Source organism: Streptomyces gardneri (genome assembly GCF_006539185.1).
Taxonomy (GTDB): Bacteria; Actinomycetota; Actinomycetes; order Streptomycetales; family Streptomycetaceae; genus Streptomyces; species Streptomyces gardneri.
The window spans coordinates 111,731-133,121 of the sequence record NZ_BJMN01000026.1 but is presented as its reverse complement, the minus strand read 5'-3'; the positions used below and the strand labels follow the sequence as shown (position 1 = coordinate 133,121).

Here is a 21,391-nt window from a genome sequence, read left to right as displayed (position 1 = left end):
ACCCAGGCACTCTCGACAGATGAATGTGAGAGGGGTCACCCTGTCATTCATCCACGCGGGGAGGCATGGATGGGCAGGAGCCGCAGAAGTATTCCGGAAGAGCTTCTACTGCTCGCTCTGGACCCGACCACGGGTACCACAGCGCAGCCGCAGTCGCTCGACCTCGGTCTGGCCGGAGCACAGCTAGTGGAGCTGGCGCTGGCAGGCCGGATAGCCCCTGACGGGGATCGTATCGCCGTGGTGATGCCACGGCCGACCGGAGATCCGACACTGGACTCCGCACTGGAGCTGCTGCGCAGGCGTGGCAGCCCGGTTCGGGCCGTCCATTGGATCGGCGGACCCCGACTGGGGCTCCGTCAGACGTATCTCTCGCATCTGGAGCGATGCGGCATGGTGCATGCCGTGGAGACCCAGATGTGCGGGGTGTTGCCGACGACTCGCTACCAGGCGACGGACACGGCGATCAGCAGGGAGATCCGATCCCGGCTGGACAATGCGATCCGCACCGGCGTACCGCCGGACCCGCGGACCGCGGCGCTTGCCGCGCTGGCCCACGCGGTCGGTCTCGGGAAGCACCTCTACCCCGGCAACGAAGGACGGTCGTCGCGGTCCCGGCTGCGCGACCTGATCCGGCACGATCCGATGGGCGGTCTCGTGGCGCACGCCGTGATGGACGTCCAGAACGGTGCGGCGGCACAGCCGCGCCGTGCGCCCGCCGCGGGCGTACCGGCGCAGCCGCGCGGCAGCATGGCCCGCGCGGCGGTTCACTGAGCCGACAGAGCCAACCGGGAGCCGCACAGCTGTGCGGGGCGGTCACGACGACCGCCCCGCACATGTGCGTTGTACCGGTTTCCCAGCGCGCACCTGACCTTTGGTGGCAGTCTGCCAAGCGGTAGATACTCACAGCTACGCAGGCAGACAGCAGCCGGAGGTGCAGTTTCCGTGGCGTCCAACGTCAACCCCACCGTCAGGCGACGCCGATTGGGCCAGGAGCTGCGCAAGCTCCGAGAAGCGAAGAACATGACGGCCGAGCAGGTCGCCGAGCGCCTTCTCGTCTCCCAGTCCAAGATCAGCCGCCTCGAGAACGGCCGTCGTTCCATCAGCCAGCGCGATGTGCGCGACCTCTGCGGGGTGTACGAGGTCGAGGACGAGCGCATGGTCGACTCGCTCATGCAGATGGCGAAGGACTCGCGCCAGCAGGGCTGGTGGCACGCCTTCGGCGACATCCCGTACAGCGTCTACATCGGCCTGGAGACGGACGCCGAGAGCCTGCGGATGTACGAGTCGCAGATCATCCCCGGACTGCTCCAGACCCCCGCGTACGCGGAGGCCGTGATCTCCGGCGCGATGCCGGAGTCGACGCCGGCGGACATCGACAAGCGCGTCACGGTCCGCACCCGCCGCCAGGAGCGCATCCGGGACGAGGAGCGTCCGCTGCGCCTGTGGGCGGTCATCGACGAGGGTGCCCTGCACCGGATCGTCGGCAGCAGGCAGCTGATGGTGCAGCAGCTGGAGCACCTCGTCGAGCAGTCGCACCTGCCGCACGTCACGGTGTAGGTGATCCCCTTCGAGATGGGTGCGCATCCCGGGATCAGCGGCCAGTACTCGATCCTGGAGTTCCCGGACACGTCCGACTCCAGCGTCGTCTACATCGAGGGCGTGACCAGCGACCTGTATCTGGAGAAGGCGCAGGACGTCGGCAAGTACAGCGTCATGTACGAGCACCTCAGGGCGCAGGCGCTGAACGTCGAGCAGACCCGTGAGTTCATCGCGAAGATGGCCAAGAAGCACGCCCAGGGCTGATCGCGGAGGCGTCGCGGAGGGGTAGCAGACGATCGCGAGCGGGCGGGCCAGGCACCGTACACGGCGTGATCGCTCCCATGGAAGCGCTGTTGGAATATGCCACCCGGTCGGGTGAACGCCGGTCCCGTCGAGCGGGGCCGGCGAGTAGCGTCGATCACGTCGGCGAGAACGCTGGCGCGACACCCCCACTGGGCAGAACCGGAGTTGAGCATAATGGCGATTTTTCAGGGTGCTACGGACACGTGGACGAAGTCTTCGTACTCCGGCGGGAACGGCGCCTGCGTCGAGGTGAAGTCCCCCGTCGTGGCCGCCATCGCGGTGCGTGACTCCAAGGCTCCCGAAGGCCCGTCCCTCTCTTTCGGACCGGGCTCGTGGAACGCCTTCGTCGGCGAGGTGAGCAACGGGGCCCTCTGAGCCCCGATGCTCCCGCCTTCACCCGCGGTTCAGCAGTACTCGCAGGACGAGCAGTACCCGCAACACCCGCAGTACCCGAAGAGCCCTCTCGACCGGTCCGCCGTCCTGGCCGAGAGGGCTCGGCCCTTTTCCCGGGCCTTCCCGTCCTTCTCAGCGCAGTTCGTCCACGTACCGGTCCGTGCCCGGCACCGTCGGGATGAACGGTGCCACGAGCTCCACCCGGCCGCCGGCTCCCCCGAGGGTCTCCAGGTCCGCGAAGTGCTCCGTCCAGCACTCGCGCGGGTCCCGCTCCAGGAACCAGAGCAGGGTCAGCCGGGTGTCGACGCCCTCCACCTGCTTCACGTACGTCATGCGGTCGCCGGGCAGGGGGGTCGGGCGGAAGATCGTCACCATCGCCGCCGGTGAGCCGGCCAGCCGCCCGGGGAGCTCCCGCGAGCGCAGTCGTTCGAGCAGTTCCTCCCGCGCCTCGGGCCCCTCGGTGTCGACGACCTGGAGGATCAGCCCGGCGTAGGGGTGGTCGAGGGCGTGGAAGTCGCGCGGGCCGCCCGCCCCGTCGCGGTACACGGTCGCCTCGTGGTCCTGGAAGGCCGTGAAGACGTGCGTGCGGTCCTGGTGGACGCGGGCGTCGCGGTTGAGCCGCTTGTTGATGGCGACGGTCCACTTCATGTGCTCGTCGTAGCGGCCGTCGGTGATCCAGTACGTGGAGAGGTAGCAGCCCGCGGTGACGGGCTGGGCGACGGCGGACTTCTCCGGGCGGCGCAGCTCCTGGAGCTCGCGGGTGGCGACCCAGCGGCGGCCCGCGTACATCCAGGGCATGGCCATGGCGCCGGCGTAGTAGTGGTCGTCCTCGTACCAGCGGTTGTACGCGTACTCATGGCCCGGGTGCGGTTCGACCATGGTGATCAGGGCGTGGCCGGGGCGCACGCCGTACGGGCCCACGGAGGCCAGCTCCGCGTACCTCGCCGTCAGTTCGTCCCGCTCGCTCTTCTCGCTCTTCTCGCTCACGCGCGCGTCCCTTCCCAAGTCGATGACCGAGCCCTACTCTGACGGACCGTCAGATGCTTCGCCAGGGTCGAGGAGGGTCCGGATGCTGCTCCAGGGGAAGACGGTCGTCGTGTCGGGAGTCGGGGCCGGGCTCGGTCATCGGATCGCCGAGACGGTGGTGCGGGACGGCGGCAACGCCGTCCTCGGCGCCCGTACCGAGGCGAACCTCGCCAAGTCCGCCGCCGAGATCGACCCGGAGGGGCGTCGCACCGCCTACCGGGCCACGGACATCACCGACGAGGAGCAGTGCGCGGCCCTGGCCGGGCTGGCCGTCGAGCGCTTCGGCGGGGTCGACGCGGTCGTCCATGTCGCCGCCTGGGACTCCTACTTCGGGGGCCTGGAGGACGCCGACTTCGCGACCTGGCAGTCCGTCCTGGACGTCAACCTCCTCGGGACGCTGCGGATGACCCGCGCCTGCCTGCCGGCGCTCAAGGAGCGCGGGGGCTCGGTGGTGCTGATCGGCACGCAGTCGGCGATCGCCGCCCCCACGCAGGTGCGACAGGCGGCCTACGCGGCCTCGAAGGGGGCGCTGACCTCGGCGATGTACTCCCTCGCGCACGAGCTCGGCCCGCACCGGATCCGGGTCAACACCGTGCTGCCGGGCTGGATGTGGGGGCCGCCGGTCCAGGCGTACGTGCGGTTCGCCGCGGACTCCGAGGGGGTGCCGGAGACGGAGGTCCTGGCCCGGCTGACCGAGCGGATGGCGCTTCCGGAGCTGGCGACCGACGGGGACGTGGCGGAGGCCGCGGCCTTCCTCGCCTCGGACCGCGCGCGGGCCATCACGGGCCAGTCCCTGCTGGTCAACGCCGGGGAGCTGATGCGCTGACGCCGCCTCAGGTACCCCCGAAGGCACTCTCGACAAGTTCATAGACGTGAACAAGGGTCAGTAAACAGAACGATTTTACTGTCCCTTGACCCTCCATTGCATTGTCCCCGCCTTGTCGCACGCCACACGATGAACGGCGTTCACAAGGCGGACCGGACCCCTTGGAGGGGGCTCAATGAACAGTCTCGACTGGGCCGTGCTCATCGGCTACTTCGGCGTGATGGTCGCGATCGGCGTCTGGTCCCACAAGCGCGTGGACAACGTCTCCGACTTCTTCACCGCCGGCGGCAAGATGCCCTGGTGGCTCTCCGGCATCTCGCACCACATGTCCGGCTACAGCGCCGTGATGTTCACCGGCTACGCGGGGATCGCGTACACCTACGGCGTCACCTCGTACGTCACCTGGTCCTTCCCCATCGCCATCGGCATCGCGATCGGCGCCCACCTCTTCGCGCCCCGCCTCAACCGGCTCCGCTCCCGGCTCCACGTGGCCTCCCCGCTGGAGTACCTGAAGAACCGGTACAACCTCCCCACCCAGCAGGCGCTCGCCTGGTCCGGTGTCCTGCTGAAGATCGTCGACGTCGGCGCCAAGTGGGCCGCCATCGCGACCCTGCTCTCCGTCTTCACCGGGATCTCCCTCAACGAGGGCATCCTCATCACCGGTGTGATCACCGGCATCTACTGCACGGTCGGCGGCCTGTGGGCCGACGCCCTCACCGAACTCGGCCAGTTCATCATCCAGTTCTTCGCCGGCATCGCCATGCTCGTCGCCGTCCTCGCCAAGCTCGGCGGGGTCAGCGCGCTGTGGGACGTCTGGGACCGGCCCGAGCTCCAGGGGCACACGGCCCCCACGGCCGGCCCGTACACGCTGACCTTCCTCCTCGCCTACCTCTTCATCAAGACCTTCGAGTACAGCGGCGGCATGTGGAACCAGGCCCAGCGCTACATGGCCACCCCCAGCGCCCGCGAGGCCACCCGCTCCGGCCGGCTCTCCGCCGTCCTGTGGTTCGTCTGGCCGCTCGTCCTCTTCTTCCCCATGTGGGTCGCGCCGCTGCTCGTCGACCCGAAGAAGCCCGACGCCTCCGACAGCTACGCCCTGATGACCGAGCAGCTGCTCCCGCACGGACTGCTCGGCCTGGTCATCGTCGGCTTCTTCTCCCACACGATGGCCATGTGCTCCTCCGACGCCAACGCCATCGCGGCCGTCTTCACCCGGGACATCGCCCCCGTCCTCAGCAAGGCCGCGCGGAGCTGGACGCAGCGGGCCGGGCTGATCGCCGCGCGCTGGTCGACGATCGCCTTCCTCGCGCTGTCGATGGCGGTCGCCACCCAGGTCAACTCCCCCACCTTCAAGGACATCATCACCGTCGTCATCAAGTGGGTGGCCGGACTGATGGGACCGATCGCGATCCCGTTCATGCTGGGCCTGCTGAAGACCTTCCGGAAGTCGGGACCGACGGCGGCGCTCGTCTCCTGGGCGGCCGGGCTCTTCGTCTTCTGGCTCACCAACTACGGCCTCGACGGCGTCGAGCTCCAGATCCAGATCGTCTCGCCGCTCGCCACCTCCCTCGTCCTGTACGTCCTCATCGGCTTCGTCCGGCCGGAGGACACCCCGGAGCGGGACGCGCTCCTGGACCGGATCGGCACGGATCCGGACGGGGACGAGGACGGGACCGGGGCCGGGACCGGGGCCGCCGGGATTCCCGCCCAGGGCGGCGCCCGGACCGATCAGCCTCTCGGGTAGCGCGCCAGCCAGCCCGGCGAGGCCTCGGTGGCGGAGTGCAGGGCGGCGCCCTGGGTCATCTCCATCGAGAAGTCGTCCGCCAGCTCAAGGACCGTCGCACGGCCCTCCAGTTCGGCCAGCCAGGCCGGCGGGAGGGCCGTCTCGCCGTGCAGGGCGCCCAGCAGCGCCCCGGTGAGCGCCCCCGTGACCGACGAGGGCCCGTCGTGGTTCACCGCGAGCCGCAGCCCGTGCCGGACGTCCTCGCCGACCAGGGCGCAGTAGACGGCCGCCGCCAGCTGCCCTTCGGCCCGGTCCTCGTCCGCCCCGAGACCGGCCACCCGCTCCGCGTCCGGCGCCCCTTCCCGTACGGCTCCGAGGGCCGCGGTGAGGGCCTCGGTCACCGGCTCGTGGCCGGGGCGGTCCGCGAGCAGCTCCACGGCCCGGGCCACCGCCGCCTCGACGGATCCGCCGCGCGCGAGCCCGTGCACCGTGACGGCGAGGGCGCCCGCCGCGAGGGTGGCCGCCGGGGCGCCGTGCGTCTGCGCCGCGCACTCCACCGCGAGCTGGCAGACGAGCTGCGGCTCCCAGCCGACGAGGAGCCCGAAGGGCGCCGAGCGGACGAGCGCGCCGGAGTCGGCGGCCTCCGGGTTCTTGGGCTTGTCGAGGGTGCCGAGGAGCTCGTCGCCGAGGCCGGTGAGGCAGGCGCGGGACGGGTTGCGGCGGGCGTAGAGCCACTCCTCGCCGGCGAGCCAGCCGTTGTCCTTGCGGCGCTCGTCGGGGCCCCAGTCGCGCTGCGTGGCGGCCCAGCGCAGGTGCGCCCGGTGGACGTCGGTCGGCGGGTGCCAGGCGCCGGTGTCGCGGCGGACCTGTGCGCGGATGAGGCCGTCGACGGTGAAGAGGCCCATCTGGGTGGCGGCGGTGACGGCGCCGCGCCGGCCGTACGCGAGCACGGGCTCGGTCAGTCCGTCAGGTCCGTGGGCCTCCCGCGTCTGCGCGAGGGTGAGACCGTCGGCCCCCGCCCCGAGCGCGTCGCCGACGGCTCCGCCGAGGAGACAGCCCCGTACGCGGGCCCGGAAGTCCTGCTGCTCGGCACGGCCCCACACGGCTGCGGCTGTCGTGGCCACGACGTGCCCTCCCCCGGTCGGCGGTTCGCTGACGGTTCCTCGCCGCACTGTAATCGACCGGGTACGTCCGATCGGGGGCCGGAACGTTATGTGATCCGACGCCCTTCCGGCCGCTTTTGACCGCAGTTCACCCGCAGTTCGGTCGCGAGCCGGAAGGACGCCGGTGGGACGCCAGAGGGACGCCGGGGTCACTCCTGGACGAGCGGCAGCAGCTCCGGGAGGTGGCCGTCGGAGGCGGTCGCCGTGCGCTGCCGCTCCTCCGGGACCTCCCCGTACAGCGTCGTGCGGGGCTTCGCCGGGCGGCCCGCCGCGTCCGCGATGGCGACCAGGTCGCGGATGGAGCGGTACGAGCCGTAACTCGACCCGGCCATCCGGGAGATGGTCTCCTCCATCAGGGTGCCGCCCAGGTCGTTGGCGCCCGAGCGGAGCATCTCGGCGGCGCCCTCGGTGCCCAGCTTCACCCAGCTGGTCTGGATGTTGGGGATGTGCGGGTGGAGGAGGAGCCGCGCCATGGCGATGACGGCGCGGTTGTCGCGGGCCGTGGGGCCGGGGCGGGCGATGCCGGCGAGGTAGACGGGCGCGTTGGTGTGGATGAAGGGGAGTGTCACGAACTCGGTGAAGCCCTGCCCCCCTGAATCCAGTGCAGCCTGCTGGATGCGGGAGAGGGTGCGGAAGTGGCCGAGCCAGTGCCGGGGCTGGTCCACGTGCCCGTACATCATCGTCGAGCTCGACCGGATGCCCAGCTCGTGGGCGGTGGTGACGACCTCGATCCAGGTGGCCGTGGGCAGCTTGCCCTTGGTGAGGACCCAGCGGACCTCGTCGTCGAGGATCTCGGCGGCGGTGCCGGGGATCGAGTCGAGACCGGCCTCCTTGGCGGCCGTCAGCCACTCCCGGATCGAGAGCCCCGTCCGGGTCGCGCCGTTGACGACCTCCATCGGGGAGAAGGCGTGGACGTGCATGCCGGGGACGCGTTCCTTCACCGCGCGCGCGATGTCGAAGTAGGCGGTGCCGGGCAGGTCGGGGTGGATGCCGCCCTGCATGCAGACCTCGACGGCGCCGACGTCCCAGGCCTGCTGGGCGCGGTCCGCGACCTGGTCGAGGGAGAGGGTGTACGCGTCGGCGTCGGTGCGGCGCTGGGCGAAGGCGCAGAAGCGGCAGCCGGTGTAGCAGACGTTGGTGAAGTTGATGTTCCGCGTGACGATGTACGTGACGTCGTCGCCGACCACGGACCTGCGGACGTCGTCGGCGATCCGGGTCAGCGCGTCGAGGGCGGGCCCGTCGGCGTGGAGCAGGGCGAGTGCCTGGGCGTCGGTGAGCTTCGTCGGATCGTCGGCGGCGACGGCGAGGGCCTCGCGGACGTCGGTGTCGATGCGCTCGGGGACCATCCCGGGGGCGGCGGCCTCGCGGAGCGCCTCCCAGTCCCCGTACACCTCGTCGAAGTCGTCGCGCCGGTCGTGCGTGCGGCCCGTGGTGTCGATGGTGCGGTGCAGGTCGGTGCGGCCGGCGGAGGTGAAGGCCTCGTCGGGCTCCTGCCAGGGCAGACCGCGCACGGGCGCGTCGGGCTTGGCGAGACCCGTCTCGGGGTCGGCGAGGGCGCGGACGTGCGGGAGGAGCCGGGGGTCGAGCCAGGGCTCGCCGCGCTGGACGAACTCGGGGTAGACGCAGAGCCGTTCGCGCAGCTCGAAGCCGGCGGCGGCGGACCGCTCGGCCAGCTCCTCGATCCGCGGCCAGGGGCGCTCGGGGTTGACGTGGTCGATGGTGAGCGGGGAGACGCCGCCCCAGTCGTCGATGCCGGCGGCGATGAGCCGCTCGTACTCGGAGTCGACCAGGTTGGGCGGGGCCTGGAGGCAGGCGGAGGGGCCCATGATGAGCCGCGCGACGGCGACGGTGGCGACCAGGTCGTCCAGCTCCGCGTCGGGCATGCCGCGCATGGCCGTGTCCGGCTTGGCGCGGAAGTTCTGGATGATCAGTTCCTGGATCGAGTGGTACGCGCGCGCCACGCGCCGCAGCGCGAACAGCGACTCGGCGCGCTCCTCGACGGTCTCGCCGATGCCCAGCAGCAGGCCGCTCGTGAAGGGCACGGAGGAGCGGCCCGCGTCCTCCAGGACCCGCAGCCGCACGGCCGGGTCCTTGTCGGGGGACCCGTAGTGCGGACCGCCCGGCTCCGACCACAGCCGGGTCGCGGTGGTCTCCAGCATCATGCCCATGGACGGCGCGACGGGCTTGAGGCGCTGGAAGTCGGTCCAGGACAGCACGCCGGGGTTGAGGTGCGGGAGGAGTCCCGTCTCCTCCAGGATGCGGATCGCCATGGCCCGTACGTACGCGAGGGTGTCGTCGTAGCCGTGCGCGTCGAGCCACTCGCGCGCCTCGGGCCAGCGGTCCTCGGGCTTGTCGCCGAGGGTGATCAGGGCTTCCTTGCAGCCCAGCTCGGCCCCGCGCCGGGCGACGTCGAGCACCTCGTCCGGCGACATGAACATCCCGTGCCCGTCGCGGCGGAGCTTGCCGGGCACGGTGACGAAGGTGCAGTAGTGGCACTTGTCCCGGCAGAGTCGGGTGAGGGGTATGAAGACGCTCTTCGAGTACGTGATGACTCCGGGCCGCCCCGCGGCCTCGAGACCCGCGTCCCGCACCCGCCCGGCGGACGCGACGAGGTCCGCCAGGTCCTCCCCGCGCGCCTGCAACAGCACGGCGGCCTCGGTGACATCGAGCGCGACCCCGTCCCTGGCCCGCTTGAGCGCGCGCCGCATGGCGTTGCCGGTGGGACGTGCTGCCTGGTGATCCGTCATGAACCGAGCATACGAGCGGGCGGGTCGGGGCGGGTTCGGGTACCCGTAGGAAGCGGGTTCCTCCCCGCCCGGCGGGGCGGGGAGGAACCCGTCGCCGCTCAGAGGTACCCCGCGAACTCGTCCAGGACCCCCAGGACCTCCCGCTCGTCGCCCGGCGGGAGCTGGAGGACGACCTCCTCGCAGCCCAGTTCCGCGTAGTGCGCGAGCTTCCCGGGGCTCGGGAGGACCGCGTACGGGACGAGCTGGAGGGTCTTCGGGTCGCGGCCCGCGGACTCCCAGACCTCGCGCAGGACCGGCAGCGACTCCGTCAGGCCCCGGCCGCCGATCGGCATCCAGCCGTCCGCCTCCGCGGCGATCCGCGCGAAGAGCTTCGGGCCCGCCGCGCCGCCCAGCAGGATGCGGGGCGCGCCGCCGCGGGCCGGCTTGGGCCAGGCCTCCGAGGCGCGCACGGAGCGGCCGAACTCCCCCTCGTACGCGGTGGGCTCGGGCGCCCACAGCGCCCGCATGAGGGCCAGTCGGTCGTGGGTGAGCGCCCGGCGGGTGGACCAGTCGACGCCGTGGTCGGCGGCCTCCTCGCGGTTCCAGCCGTAGCCGACACCGAGGGTGAAGCGGCCGCCTGAGAGGTGGTCGAGGGTCGCGATCTGCTTGGCGAGGGCGATCGCGTCGTGCTCGGCGATCAGCGTGACGCCGGTGCCGAGCCCGAGCCGCTCGGTGACGGCGGCGGCCTGCCCGAGCGCCACGAAGGGATCGAGTATGCGGCTGTACTCCCGGGGCAGTTCGCCGCCCGCCGGGTAGGGCGTGGTCCGCTCGACGGGGATGTGGGTGTGCTCGGGGAGGTAGAGCCCGTCGAAGCCCCGCTCCTCCAGCTCGCGTGCGAGCCGCACGGGGGTGATGGTCTCGTCGGTCAGGAAGATCGTGGTCGAGATCCGCATAGCGGCACGGTAGGGGCTGCGGCGTGGATTTCCGAGAGCCGCGACACGAGCCGGCGGTCAGGAGCGGTCCGAGTCCACCGCCCGCTGCTCCGCCGCGAGGTCGCCGTAGCCGCCGTGTTCCCAGACCCTCTCGCGGAATCGCTGGAGGGTGAGCGGGGTGCGGTCCTCGCCCGGGATGTCCTCGAAGTGGACCGTGCCGCAGCGGTGGCAGTACCAGCCGCACGACCAGAGTTCCTCGGCGCGGTGGCGGCCGCGCGTCAGGTGGGCGAAGGCGGTCCGGCGCCGCCGGAGCTCGAGGACGACCAGGAGGGCGACGGCCAGGGCGACAGCCGACAGCCATCCCGTGAACCACAGGTCGGGACCGAGTTCGGCCGGCGGCGGCCCGAACGCCCCGAAGTCCGCCTCGGGAGCCTGGTCGTCCTCCAGGGCGCCGCCGACGAAGACCCAGGCCATGAACGAGGCGATGCACACGAATCCGGCGAGGAGGCCGACGCAGCCGATGCGGTGGGCGGGCTCCTCGGGCACGGGCGCGAGCGCGTCGGAGAGTCCGGTGGTCACCGTCCGCGTCACGGTCCGCATGTCGCCGTCGCGGTTCCGCTCGCGGCTCGTCACCGCGTCCCGGCCCGCGAGGTACACGGCGGGCACCGCCTGCACCCGGTCGTCGCGGTCACAGCCCGGGCAGGTGTTGGTCGTACGGCTCATGGCTCCCCCTCGTCCACGCCTGTGCACTGAGTGACGGGATCATGCCATCCCTGGTTCCGTCCGCTCCGCCCGAAAAGCACCTGCGGCGTCCACGACCGCCCTCTACCGTGGCCCGGTGCTGAACCGAATCGAGTCGTTCTACGACGCCGTCCCCCGTTCCTCCGCCCGCGCCGAGGCGCATGGGCCCCTGACCCTGTTCGTGCAGGAGGGGAAGGGCTGGCCGTACTACGCCCGGCCCGCGCTCGGGCACACCGGCGACGTGCCGGTCGACGCTGTGGAGGCCGTACGGGCCCGCCAGCGGGAGCTCGGGATCCCCGAGGCCTTCGAGTGGGTCGCGGAGACGACACCGGGTCTTCGGGCGGCCGTGGAGGCGACCGGGCTCACGGTCCACGAGCACCCGCTGATGGTCCTGGAGGGCGACGGCATCGCCGTACCGGCCCCCGAGGGGATCACCGTACGGATGGTCGACGCCGGCGACACCGCCCTGGAGACCGCCGTCGCCGCCCCGTACGCGGCCTTCGGCATGGCGCCGGAGCCCGGCACCGCCGAGCGGGTCGGCGAGCGGATCACCGCCGGTCTCACCCGGCTCGCGGCGGCCCTCGACAGCGCCGGCGAGGCCCTCGCCGCCGGGCAGCACCAGCCCGTCGGGCCGGTCACGGAGGTCGTCGGCGTCGGCACCGTCCCGGCGGCCCGCCGCCGCGGCCTCGGTCTCGCGGTGACGGCCGCGCTCGTCGCGGACGCCCGCGCCCGGGGCGCGGAGCTGGTGTTCCTGTCGGCCTCGGACGCGGACGTGGCCCGGCTCTACGGCCGTCTCGGCTTCCGCACGGTCGCGACCGCCCTCATCGCGGAGGCGTAGAGCACCTCGGAGACCTTCTCCGAGGAGCGCGTCGAAAAAGTTCTTCGAAAAAAGTTCTCCGGTCGTGTCACATCCGCGTCGCCCGGTCCGTCAGTGCAGTGAAAGCGACGGACGAACGACCCGCGAGAGACACCGAGGAGCGATCACCATGCTGCACGAGCCCAAGGCCCGCATGACCAACCCCGCCTACGTCCTGCCCGGCGCCGGACCGGCGATCATGGAGCTGGCGAAGGCGGCCCGCCAGGGCGGGGTCCCCGAGTCCACCCTGGAGCTCGTGCACCTGCGCGCCAGCCAGATCAACAACTGCGGCTTCTGCGTCGACTTCGGCGCGAAGAACGCCAGGAAGGCCGGGGTGAGCGACGAGAAGCTGTTCGCCGTCGCCGCCTGGCGCGAGGCGCCGTACTTCTCCGACGAGGAGCGTGCGGCCCTCGCGCTCACCGAGGCCGCGACCCGGCTCGCCGACGCCTCGGACGCCGTGCCGGACGACGTCTGGGACGCCGCCGCCGATCACTTCGACGAGAAGCAGCTCGCCTCGATCGTGCTGACGGTCGCGGTCACCAACCTCTTCAACCGGATCAACGTCACCGTCCGGCAGCCGGCCGGCGTGGGCCTGTGACGGGACGGGTGGCCTCCCGCACCATCAGCACGTCGACCGGATCCTCCTCCGACTCGACCGTGAACCCCTCCCGCTCGTAGAGACGGCGGGCCGCGCTCCCCTTCAGGACGACCAGACTGACGGGATTCCCCTCCTCGTCGGCCCGGTCGAGCAGCTCGCGCAGCACCGCCGTCCCGAGGCCCCGCCCCTGCGTCTCGGGGGCCAGGTAGAAGTGCTCCAGGTAGAGCCCTTCTCCCGCCTCGTACGGGCGGAGCGTGACGCAGCCCGCGAAGACGCCGCCGACCTCGACGACCGAGGTGTACGCGGGCGAGAACCCGTCCCGCAGCCGCTGCCGCACCCGGTGCTCGTCGTAGCGGCCGAGCCGCACGAGGTCGTCGCGCATGACGACCGCCCTCAGCTCGGCGACCGCCTCGACGTCCTCCGCCCTGCCCGGACGCAGCGACCAGTTCGCTTCCCCATACACGTAATCCACGTACGCATCCTAAGGAGCCCGCCATGGCCGCCGCCCGTATGTCCAACCCCGCCACCGTCCTCCCCGAGGCCACGCCCGCGATCTTCCAGCTGATCAAGGCCGTCCAGTCGGGCGGCGATGTGCCGGCCACCACGCTGGACCTGGTCCACCTCCGCGCGAGCCAGATCAACGGCTGCGGCTTCTGCGTGGTCGGCGGGGCCCTGAAGTCGCAGAAGGAGGGCGAGACCGACGAGCGGCTGCACGCGGTGGCGGCCTGGCGGGAGACCCCGTACTTCACCGAGGCCGAGCGGGCGGCGCTCGCCCTCGCCGAGCACGCGACCCGGCTCGCGGACCGCGAGGACGCCGTGCCGGACGCGGTGTGGGAGGAGGCCGCGCGGCACTACGACGAGACGCAGCTGTCCCAGATCGTGCTGTGGATCGGGGTCACCAACCTCTTCAACCGGCTCAACGCGACGACCCGGCAGCCGGCCGGCGGGACCTGGTAGCGGAATCCCGGGAGGCGACCGGCGGTCGTAACCGGACGCCCGGCATCCGCGTTGGAGCGGGCATGAAGAGGATCCTCACCGCAGCCGCCCTGACCGCCTTCGCCGCCGCGGGTGTCGCGGGCGCCACCGCCGGGACCGCAGCCGCCGACACCGGCGGCATGAACCTGCCCTCGGTCGTCCCGCTCAGCGGCGTCCTGGCCCCCAAGGCGAAGCCGGCCGGCACCCCCGACCTGCCGCCGGCCAACGCGGCGGTCGAGCGCCTGCTCCCCGGGCACCACTGAGGCAAGCCGGCACGACGAAGGCGACGGGCCCCCCACGGGCCCGCCGCCTTCGCGTTTCGGGTGACTCGGGAACGCACGACTCGGGAGACGTACGACTCAGGAAGGTACGACTCCGGTGCGCGTCGCCGCCGTCAGTCGGCCATCACCAGCGACGGGGTCTCCTTCGTCAGGATCTCGCCGCGGAAGAAGGCCGGGCTCTTCCGCTGCATGACCAGCATGATCACCACGCCGAGCAGCAGCAGCCCCACGCCGATCACGAAGACCGAGCCGACGCCGAGGACGGCGGAGCCGGAGCCGTAGGCCGGGTCCCACATGTCGTACAGCGTCTTGCCGAAGACGCCCGTCAGCATGAGTCCGCCGAGCAGCGGCATCAGGCCCTTGTAGGCGAAGTCCCGGCCCGAGCGGAAGAGCTCGCCGCGGAAGTACCAGACGCAGGCGAAGGCCGTCAGGGCGTAGTAGAAGCAGATCATCAGGCCGAGCGCGTAGATCGTGTCGACCAGGACGTTCTCGCTGACGAGGGTCATCACCGTGTAGAAGACGCCGGTGGCGACACCGGCCACGATCGTGGCCTTGCCGGGGGTCTTGAAGACCGGGTGGACCTTGGTGAAGGACTTCGGCAGCGCCTCGTACGTGGACATGGCGAGCACCGTGCGGGCGACCGGGATGAAGGTCGTCTGGAGGCTCGCGGCCGCCGAGGCGAGGACCGCGAGGAAGAGCAGGATGCCGAGCGTCGGGCCCATGACGGGGCCCGCGAGGGCGGCGAAGACGTTGTCCGAGGTCTCCGGGTTCGACAGGCCGAGGCCCTCCTCGCCGGAGCCGACGGCCATCTGCGCGGCGATGCCGGTGGCGAGGTACGAGCCGACGAGCACGACCATCGCGATGAGCGCGGCGCGGCCGGGGGTCTTCGCGCTGCCGGTGGTCTCCTCGTTGGTCGCCATGCAGGCGTCCCAGCCCCAGTACATGAAGATCGAGAGCGAGAGGCCGGCGGTGAAGGCCGCGAAGGACTGGACCGCGAAGGGGTTCATCCAGGACCAGGAGAAGGAGACCGAGGTCTCGAAGTCGCCGGCCTTCGACAGCGCCATCGCCACGAAGGCGACGAGGACGACGAGCTGGAGGCCGACGAGGGCGTACTGGATGCCCTTGGTGGCGGTCATGCCGCGGTAGCTGATCGCGGTGGCGACGGCGATGAGCGTGAGGCAGGTGAGGATGTGGACGGCCTTGTTGTCGTCCAGGGCGGCGACGGATTCGCTGCCGCTGATCTCACCCGCGAGGAGCCAGAAGTAGGAGGTCGCGACGCCCGCGAGGTTGGAGAGCACGATGATCGTCGCGATGACGAGGCCCCAGCCGCACATCCAGCCGATCTTGGGGCCGAAGGCCTTCACGGTCCAGGTGAAGGAGGTGCCGCAGTCGGGCATGACCTTGTTGAGCTCCCGGTACGCGAAGGCGACGAGGAGCATCGGGAGGAAGCCGGCGAGGAAGATCGCGGGCATCTGCAGGCCGACCTCGCCGGCCGTGGAGCCGAGGGTCGAGGTCAGACAGTAGACGGGGGCGACGGTCGAGATGCCGATGACGGCACTGCCGAGCAGGCCGACGGAGTTGCCTCCGAGGCCCTTGGTGCGTACGGCCTGAGTGCCGCCCGGGGCGTCGACGCCCCTTACCGTGTCTCCGGCCTGGGGCCGTGCATCCACCTGAGTCATGAACAGGACGTTAAATGCTGCGGTTTCCATATCCGGAAGATCGAAGTCCGCTCACTTGATCGATCAATGCCTTGCATTGGCGGGGTCGAAGCAGACCTACGCCAATGATTGAAAGATCGACCACCGACACGGACCGACCAACTGGTAGGTCAGTCGATCCATGTCCGATATGCGGGAACCGCAGCTGTACCCCAAATGTCCGTTTCCAAAATTTCCCGAGGAAATTTCAACAGACTGTTCGACGGCCTGCCCGGGGGCGCCGTCGGCCCTGTCTCAGCCCGGCCAGACGACCGCCTGCAGCTCGCTGTACGCATGCAGCGCGTACGAGCCGACGTCCCGTCCGACCCCGCTCTTCTTGAATCCGCCGAACGGCGCCTCCATGTTCCGCCCGATCGTGTTCACGCCCACCCCGCCGGCCCGCAGCCTCGCCGCGACCCGGAAGGCGCGGGCCACGTCGCCCGACCACACGTAGTCGATGAGCCCGTAGTCGCTGTCGTTGGCGAGCGCGATGCCTTCCTCCTCCTCGTCGAAGGGGACGACCACGACGACCGGACCGAAGATCTCCTCCCGGACCACCCGCATCTCGTTGGTGCAGTCGGCGAGCAGGGTCGGCGCCACGTAGAAGCCCTTCGCGAGGTCCGGGCGCTCGCCGCCCGCGACGACCCGCGCCCCTTCCTTCCGCCCCAGCTCGACGTACGCCTCCACCCGGTCGCGGTGGGCCGCCGAGATGACCGGGCCGACCACCGTGCCCGGCGTCGCCGGGTCCCCCACCTTCATGAAGGCCAGGAAGCCGGTGAGCTTCTCGATCAGCTGCTCGTAGATCCCGCGCTGGGCGAGCACCCGGGTCGGCGCCGTGCAGATCTGCCCGCTGTAGAAGGCGAAGGTCGTGCCGATGCCCATGACGGCGGAGTCCAGGTCCGCGTCGTCGAAGACGAGCGCGGCCCCCTTCCCGCCCAGCTCCATCAGCTGCCGCTTGAGCGAGCGCCCGCAGACCTCGCCGATCGCCTGCCCGACGGCCGTCGAGCCGGTGAACGAGACCATGTCGACTTCCGGGGAGTCCACGGCCGCCTCGCCGACCGCCTGCGCGGAGCCGGTGACGACGTTGACGACCCCCGCCGGGACCCCGGCCTCCGCCAGGGCCCGCGTCATCGCGTACACCGAGAGCGGGTCCTGCGGGGCGGGCTTCACGAGGACCGTGTTGCCCATCGCGAGCGCCGGCGCGATCTTCCCCGCCGGGTTCGCCCAGGGGTTGTTGTACGAGGTGATGCAGGTGACCACGCCGACCGGGCGCCGCACCGCGACCGCCCCGAACACCCCGGCCTTCCCCATCGGCCCGGCCTCGTTGATCTGCGGGGGCAGCGCCTGCTCGACCGGCTCCATGGCGCCCCGGGCGTACCGCCGGAAGCGCGAGGAGCCGACCGCGACCTGCATCCCGCGGGCGGTGCCGGTGGTGGCGCCGGTCTCGGCCCGCGCGAGCAGGACGTTCTCCTCGGCGTCCCGGGCCATGAGGTCCGCCGCCCGGTCGAGGATCGCCGCCCGCTCCTCCGGCTTCGTCCGCGACCAGGAGTCGAAGGCCTCGCGGGCCGCGGCGGCCGCCTCGTACACCTGGGCGCGGGACGCCTCCGGCGCGAGGCCGACGACCTCCTCCGTGGCCGGGTCGATGACGGGGTAATGGCCGCCGTCGGGCTCGACCCACTCCCCGCCGATGAAGAGCTTCTCGGTCCTCACGCTCTCGCTCCTCACCTGGTGCTCACCGTCCTCGTGTCACGGCCGGAGCGCAGCACCCTGCCGGGGATCGCGCCGGTCACCTCGTCGTCGCGGACCGTCTCCACGCCGTTGACCCGGACCGAGACGATCCCGATCGCGCGCGAGTCGAGCCGCGGGCTGTCCCCCGGCAGGTCGTGGACGAGCGTCGCCGGGCCCGCCTCGATCCGCTCCGGGTCGAAGAGGACCAGGTCGGCGTGGAAGCCCTCCTCGATCCGGCCGCGCTCGCGCAGGCCGAAGAGCCGGGCCGGGTCGTCGGTCAGCATCTTCACCGCCCGCTCCAGGGGCAGCAGCTTCCGGCCGCGCAGGCAGTCGCCGAGGAAGCGCGTCGTGTACGGCGCCCCGCACATCCGGTCCAGGTGCGCGCCGGCGTCCGAGCCGCCGAGCATCACGTCCTCGTGGTCCCAGGTCTCGCGGCGCAGGGCCCACGAGGCCGGGTCGTTGTCGCTGGGCATCGGCCACAGCACGGTCCGCAGGTCGTCGTTGGCGCAGATCTCGACGAGGCACTGGAAGGGGTCCTGGCCGCGCTCGGCGGCGATGTCCTTCACGACCCGGCCGGTCAGGCCCTCGTTCTCGGCGCTGTACGTGTCGCCGATGACGTACCGGCCGAAGTGCGCGAGCCGCCGGAAGACCCCGGCCTCCTTGGAGTCGGCGCGCCGCAGCATCTCCGCCCGCACGTCGGGGTCGCGGAGCTTCGCGATCCGCTCGGGGACGGGGAGGGCGAGGATCTCGCCCCAGCCGGGGATGAGGTTGAGCGCGCAGAACGTGCCGAGGGACATGTTCATGGGGGTGAGGATCGGCATGGTGAGGGCGACGATCCGGCCGCCGGACTTGCGGGCCCGCTCGGAGGCGGTGAGCTGGCGCGGGACGCGCTCCGGGACGGCGGCGTCGATGGTGAGGACGTTCCAGTTGAGCGGCCTGCCCGCGGCGGCCGTCATCTCGACGAAGAGGTCGATCTCGGCGTCGGAGAACTGGTCGAGGCAGCCCGCGAGGATCGCCTCCAGCTGCGTGCCCTCGTGCTCGCCGACGGCCCGGGAGAGGGCGATCAGCTCGGCGGGGGTGGCGTGCCGGGAGGCGACGGGGGCGCCGTCGCCGTCGGAGTGGGTGGCGGACTGGGTGGTGGAGAGTCCCCAGGCCCCGGCCTCCATGGCGTCCTTGAGGAGGCCGACCATCCGGTCCAGCTGCTCGGGCGTGGGCTGCCCGCCGACGGCGTCGGCGCCCATCACGTACCGGCGCAGGGCGCAGTGGCCGACCATGAAGCCGGCGTTGACGGCGATCCGTCCTTCGAGGGCGTCGAGGTACTCGGCGAAGGAGGACCAGCTCCAGTCGACGCCCTCTTCGAGTGCGGCGAGGGCCATGCCCTCGACCTTGGACATCATGCGGCGCGTGTAGTCGGCGTCCTCGGGCCGGTCCGGGTGGAGCGGGGCGAGGGTGAAGCCGCAGTTGCCGCCGGCGACGGTGGTGACTCCGTGGTTCATGGAGGGGGTGGCGTACGGGTCCCAGAAGAGCTGGGCGTCGTAGTGGGTGTGGGGGTCGACGAAGCCGGGGGTGAGGACGAGGCCGGTGGCGTCCTCGGTGGTCCGGGCCTCCTCGCGGACGGTGCCGGGCTCGGCGACGACGGCGATGCGGCCGTCGCGTATCCCGACGTCGGCGACGAAGGAGGGGGCGCCGGTGCCGTCCACGACGGTGGCGCCCGTGATCAGGTGGTCGAGCATGGACGGTCCCTTTCTGCACGGGTGCTGTCTTCTGCCGGTTTCCGCAGGGGGTTGTCTTCCGTGCCCCGAACGTGGGCTGCCCCGGCCGCGGGCCGCCGCGGTCGGGGCGTGCGGGCGGCGGTCCGGGAAGACGCCGCCCACGCGTGGGCCGGCTCGCCTACTGGCCCGCGGCCTGACGGAAGCGGGTCGTGCGGTGGACCGGGTCCGTGTCGATCTTGGGGATCACGTGCTCGCCGATCAGCTTGATCGAGTTCATCGTGTCCTCGTACGAGATCCCGATCGGGATGCCGAAGGAGAGCTGGTCCGCCCCCGACTGCTCCCAGCGCTTGCACTGGGCGAGGACCTCCGAGGGGTCTCCGCAGATCATCAGCTCCTCCTGGATGAGGAGTTCGATGATCTCGGCCGAGTACTCGGGGAGCAGCTCGGGCCACTCGGGGATGCCCTCGGGGCGGGGGAAGGTGTCGTGGTAGCGGAAGAGCAGCGACTGGAGGTAGTTGAGGCCGCCGGAGACGGCGATCTCGACGGCCTTGTCGTGGGTCTCCGCGCAGATCGCCGTCGACGTCACCATGACGTTGTCGTTGACGAAGTCGCCGACCGCCTTGGCCTCCTTGATCGCCGTCTTGTACGACTCGACGACCCACTCCATGTCGGAGACCTTCTGCACGCTGAAGCCGAGGACGCCGAGGCCCTTCTTGGCGGCCATGGCGTACGAGGAGGGGGACCCCGCCGCGTACCACATGGCGGGGTGGGAGGCCCCGTACGGCTTGGGCAGGATCTTGCGGGGCGGCAGCGACCAGTGCTTGCCCTGGAAGCCGACGTACTCGTCCTGGAGCCACATCTTGGGGAACTCGGCGATCGTCTCCTCCCAGATCTCCTTCGTGTGGTTCATGTCGGTGATGCCCGGCATGAACCCGAGGATCTCGTGGGAGCCCGCGCCGCGTCCGGAGCCGAACTCGAAGCGTCCGCCGGAGAGGTGGTCGAGCATGGCGACCTTCTCGGCCACCTTCACCGGGTGGTTGACGGGGGCGAGGGGGTTGAAGATGCCGGAGCCGAGGTGGATGCGCTCGGTGGCGTGGGCGAGGTAGCCCAGGTAGACGTCGTTGGCGGAGATGTGGGAGTACTCGTCCAGGAAGTGGTGCTCGGAGGCCCAGGCGTACTTGAACCCGGACTTGTCCGCCTGGATGACGTACTCGGTCTCCTCCATGAGGGCCTTGTGCTCGGCTTCGGGATCGGTCTCGGCGCGCTTGCCGACGTATCCCTGTACGAAGATCCCGAATTCCAAGGGGGTTCACCGTCCTCGTGAGTTTCTGACGAGCCGTCAGATTCGTGATGTGCCCGACTGTCGCACCGAGCGGCAGGTGCGTCAATACCTGACGAGTCGTCAGAAGAGGCTGACGCCCGCCAGCCAGCCGCCGTCGATCACGAACGGCTGGCCCGTGATGTACGCCGAGTCCTCCCCCGTCAGGAAGAGCGCGAGGGCCGCGACCTCGTCCGGCCGCCCGATCCGCCCGAGCGGCACGAGCTTCCGGTACAGCTCGGCCGTGGAGGCCGGGTCGACGCCCTCCGGGTTGCTCATCGGGGTGTCGATCGCGCCGGGGCAGACCGCGTTCACCCGGATGTTCCGCGCGGCCAGTTCGAGCGCCGCGACCTTGGTGAGCCCGAGGACGGCGTGCTTGCTCGCCGCGTAGGCGCCGACGCCGGCCATGCCGGTGAGCCCCGTGTACGAGGCGGTGTTGACGATCGTCCCGCCGCCGGCCGCCGCGATCTCGGGCGCGACCGTCCTGATACCCAGGAAGCAGCCGGTCTGGTTGACCGAGACGATCGCCTGGAACTCCTCCAGCGGGGTGGCGAGCAGCTCGTTGAAGCGGAGGATCCCGGCGTTGTTGACGAGCCCGTCGATCTTCCCGAACCGCTCCTTGGCGAGGGCGACGGCCGCGGTCCAGTCCTCCTCCCGCGTCACGTCCAGGTGGACGTAGGCCGCCCGCTCCTCCCCCAGCTCCTTGGCCAGCGCCTCGCCGGCGCCGTCGAGGACGTCCGCGAGGACGACCCGCGCCCCCTCGGCGGCGAAGAGCCGCGCCTCCTGTTCGCCCTGGCCGCGTGCCGCTCCGGTGACGAGGACGACCCGCCCGTCGAGCTTGCCCATGTCTGCCA

19 protein-coding genes and 1 pseudogene are annotated in these 21,391 nt (G+C 71.3%); 9 read left to right on the top strand and 11 right to left on the bottom strand.

The features are described from left to right. Positions 1-69 precede the first annotated feature (69 nt). The 3 genes and pseudogenes from SGA01_RS20570 to SGA01_RS20560 all read left to right on the top strand — a co-directional run bounded on the left by SGA01_RS20570 (position 70) and on the right by SGA01_RS20560 (position 2,217). Positions 70-771, top strand: a complete 702-nt coding sequence (locus tag SGA01_RS20570) for a GOLPH3/VPS74 family protein (protein WP_141297904.1) — start codon at positions 70-72, stop codon at positions 769-771. Positions 772-942: 171 nt separating this feature from the next. Further along, positions 943-1,803: pseudogene (locus SGA01_RS20565) on the top strand (helix-turn-helix domain-containing protein). 213 nt (positions 1,804-2,016) lie between these two features. Beyond that, on the top strand, positions 2,017-2,217 hold the full coding sequence (locus SGA01_RS20560) for a DUF397 domain-containing protein (protein WP_055642930.1): 201 nt from the start codon (positions 2,017-2,019) through the stop codon (positions 2,215-2,217). A gap of 150 nt (positions 2,218-2,367) precedes the next feature. On the opposite strand, the gene SGA01_RS20555 is transcribed toward SGA01_RS20560, so the two are convergent. Continuing rightward, complete coding sequence (locus SGA01_RS20555; RefSeq protein ID WP_229918175.1) at positions 2,368-3,222, bottom strand: hypothetical protein; 855 nt, start codon at positions 3,220-3,222, stop codon at positions 2,368-2,370. A gap of 82 nt (positions 3,223-3,304) precedes the next feature. On the opposite strand from SGA01_RS20555, the gene SGA01_RS20550 reads away from it, so the two are divergent. Both SGA01_RS20550 and SGA01_RS20545 read left to right on the top strand, forming a co-directional pair. Beyond that, complete coding sequence (locus tag SGA01_RS20550; RefSeq protein ID WP_141297903.1) at positions 3,305-4,087, top strand: SDR family oxidoreductase; 783 nt, start codon at positions 3,305-3,307, stop codon at positions 4,085-4,087. 175 nt (positions 4,088-4,262) lie between these two features. After that, positions 4,263-5,831, top strand: a complete 1,569-nt coding sequence (locus SGA01_RS20545) for a sodium:solute symporter family protein (protein WP_141297902.1) — start codon at positions 4,263-4,265, stop codon at positions 5,829-5,831. On the opposite strand, the gene SGA01_RS20540 is transcribed toward SGA01_RS20545, so the two are convergent. The 4 genes from SGA01_RS20540 to SGA01_RS20525 form a co-directional block, all read right to left on the bottom strand. Next, complete coding sequence (locus SGA01_RS20540) at positions 5,816-6,934, bottom strand: ADP-ribosylglycohydrolase family protein (protein ID WP_141297901.1); 1,119 nt, start codon at positions 6,932-6,934, stop codon at positions 5,816-5,818. The genes SGA01_RS20545 and SGA01_RS20540 overlap by 16 nt on opposite strands. Before the next feature lie 188 nt (positions 6,935-7,122). Then, on the bottom strand, positions 7,123-9,720 hold the full coding sequence (locus SGA01_RS20535) for a bifunctional FO biosynthesis protein CofGH (protein ID WP_141297900.1): 2,598 nt from the start codon (positions 9,718-9,720) through the stop codon (positions 7,123-7,125). Between the two features lie 98 nt (positions 9,721-9,818). Then, positions 9,819-10,652 carry an LLM class F420-dependent oxidoreductase gene (locus SGA01_RS20530; RefSeq protein WP_141297899.1) on the bottom strand — a complete coding sequence of 278 codons (834 nt, stop codon included), beginning with the start codon at positions 10,650-10,652 and terminating at the stop codon, positions 9,819-9,821. A gap of 57 nt (positions 10,653-10,709) precedes the next feature. Beyond that, positions 10,710-11,354, bottom strand: coding sequence for a hypothetical protein (locus SGA01_RS20525; RefSeq protein WP_141297898.1), 645 nt, complete (start codon positions 11,352-11,354; stop codon positions 10,710-10,712). A 115-nt stretch (positions 11,355-11,469) separates the two neighbouring features. Between SGA01_RS20525 and SGA01_RS20520 the strand changes: the two genes are divergently transcribed. Next, a complete protein-coding gene (locus SGA01_RS20520) occupies positions 11,470-12,210 on the top strand; it encodes a GNAT family N-acetyltransferase (RefSeq protein ID WP_229918173.1) in 741 nt (246 codons plus the stop codon). A gap of 148 nt (positions 12,211-12,358) precedes the next feature. Beyond that, positions 12,359-12,826 (top strand): carboxymuconolactone decarboxylase family protein, encoded by a 468-nt coding sequence (locus SGA01_RS20515; protein WP_141297896.1) that lies wholly within the window; start codon positions 12,359-12,361, stop codon positions 12,824-12,826. On the opposite strand, the gene SGA01_RS20510 is transcribed toward SGA01_RS20515, so the two are convergent. Continuing rightward, positions 12,792-13,298 carry a GNAT family N-acetyltransferase gene (locus SGA01_RS20510; RefSeq protein ID WP_371866084.1) on the bottom strand — a complete coding sequence of 169 codons (507 nt, stop codon included), beginning with the start codon at positions 13,296-13,298 and terminating at the stop codon, positions 12,792-12,794. The genes SGA01_RS20515 and SGA01_RS20510 overlap by 35 nt on opposite strands. A gap of 23 nt (positions 13,299-13,321) precedes the next feature. On the opposite strand from SGA01_RS20510, the gene SGA01_RS20505 reads away from it, so the two are divergent. Together SGA01_RS20505 and SGA01_RS20500 are read left to right on the top strand one after the other, a co-directional pair. Beyond that, entirely contained in the window at positions 13,322-13,783 is a 462-nt protein-coding gene (locus SGA01_RS20505; protein WP_141297895.1) for a carboxymuconolactone decarboxylase family protein, read from the top strand. A gap of 62 nt (positions 13,784-13,845) precedes the next feature. Further along, positions 13,846-14,064, top strand: coding sequence for a hypothetical protein (locus SGA01_RS20500; RefSeq protein WP_055642921.1), 219 nt, complete (start codon positions 13,846-13,848; stop codon positions 14,062-14,064). 131 nt (positions 14,065-14,195) lie between these two features. On the opposite strand, the gene SGA01_RS20495 is transcribed toward SGA01_RS20500, so the two are convergent. From SGA01_RS20495 to SGA01_RS20475, 5 genes are all read right to left on the bottom strand, one after another. After that, a complete protein-coding gene (locus SGA01_RS20495; protein WP_141297894.1) occupies positions 14,196-15,761 on the bottom strand; it encodes an APC family permease in 1,566 nt (521 codons plus the stop codon). Between the two features lie 273 nt (positions 15,762-16,034). Then, positions 16,035-17,489 (bottom strand): aldehyde dehydrogenase family protein, encoded by a 1,455-nt coding sequence (locus SGA01_RS20490; RefSeq protein ID WP_141297893.1) that lies wholly within the window; start codon positions 17,487-17,489, stop codon positions 16,035-16,037. A gap of 11 nt (positions 17,490-17,500) precedes the next feature. Then, positions 17,501-19,240: an N-acyl-D-amino-acid deacylase family protein gene (locus SGA01_RS20485; RefSeq protein ID WP_141297892.1), complete on the bottom strand. Its 1,740-nt coding sequence runs from the start codon at positions 19,238-19,240 to the stop codon at positions 17,501-17,503. Positions 19,241-19,397: 157 nt separating this feature from the next. Then, positions 19,398-20,522, bottom strand: coding sequence for an LLM class flavin-dependent oxidoreductase (locus tag SGA01_RS20480; RefSeq protein WP_055642917.1), 1,125 nt, complete (start codon positions 20,520-20,522; stop codon positions 19,398-19,400). Between the two features lie 99 nt (positions 20,523-20,621). After that, on the bottom strand, positions 20,622-21,383 hold the full coding sequence (locus SGA01_RS20475) for an SDR family NAD(P)-dependent oxidoreductase (RefSeq protein WP_141297891.1): 762 nt from the start codon (positions 21,381-21,383) through the stop codon (positions 20,622-20,624). Between the last annotated feature and the right edge of the window lie 8 nt (positions 21,384-21,391).

Excerpts from the sequence above, each read along its gene's own strand:
- SGA01_RS20570 (WP_141297904.1), top strand. The coding sequence starts at position 70 with ATGGGCAGGAGCCGCAGAAGTATTCCGGAAGAGCTTCTACTGCTCGCT.
- SGA01_RS20560 (WP_055642930.1), top strand. The coding sequence starts at position 2,017 with ATGGCGATTTTTCAGGGTGCTACGGACACGTGGACGAAGTCTTCGTAC.
- SGA01_RS20550 (WP_141297903.1), top strand. The coding sequence starts at position 3,305 with ATGCTGCTCCAGGGGAAGACGGTCGTCGTGTCGGGAGTCGGGGCCGGG.
- SGA01_RS20545 (WP_141297902.1), top strand. The coding sequence starts at position 4,263 with ATGAACAGTCTCGACTGGGCCGTGCTCATCGGCTACTTCGGCGTGATG.
- SGA01_RS20535 (WP_141297900.1), bottom strand. The coding sequence starts at position 9,720 with ATGACGGATCACCAGGCAGCACGTCCCACCGGCAACGCCATGCGGCGC.
- SGA01_RS20530 (WP_141297899.1), bottom strand. The coding sequence starts at position 10,652 with ATGCGGATCTCGACCACGATCTTCCTGACCGACGAGACCATCACCCCC.
- SGA01_RS20525 (WP_141297898.1), bottom strand. The coding sequence starts at position 11,354 with ATGAGCCGTACGACCAACACCTGCCCGGGCTGTGACCGCGACGACCGG.
- SGA01_RS20515 (WP_141297896.1), top strand. The coding sequence starts at position 12,359 with ATGCTGCACGAGCCCAAGGCCCGCATGACCAACCCCGCCTACGTCCTG.
- SGA01_RS20505 (WP_141297895.1), top strand. The coding sequence starts at position 13,322 with ATGGCCGCCGCCCGTATGTCCAACCCCGCCACCGTCCTCCCCGAGGCC.
- SGA01_RS20500 (WP_055642921.1), top strand. The coding sequence starts at position 13,846 with ATGAAGAGGATCCTCACCGCAGCCGCCCTGACCGCCTTCGCCGCCGCG.
- SGA01_RS20495 (WP_141297894.1), bottom strand. The coding sequence starts at position 15,761 with ATGACTCAGGTGGATGCACGGCCCCAGGCCGGAGACACGGTAAGGGGC.
- SGA01_RS20485 (WP_141297892.1), bottom strand. The coding sequence starts at position 19,240 with ATGCTCGACCACCTGATCACGGGCGCCACCGTCGTGGACGGCACCGGC.
- SGA01_RS20475 (WP_141297891.1), bottom strand. The coding sequence starts at position 21,383 with ATGGGCAAGCTCGACGGGCGGGTCGTCCTCGTCACCGGAGCGGCACGC.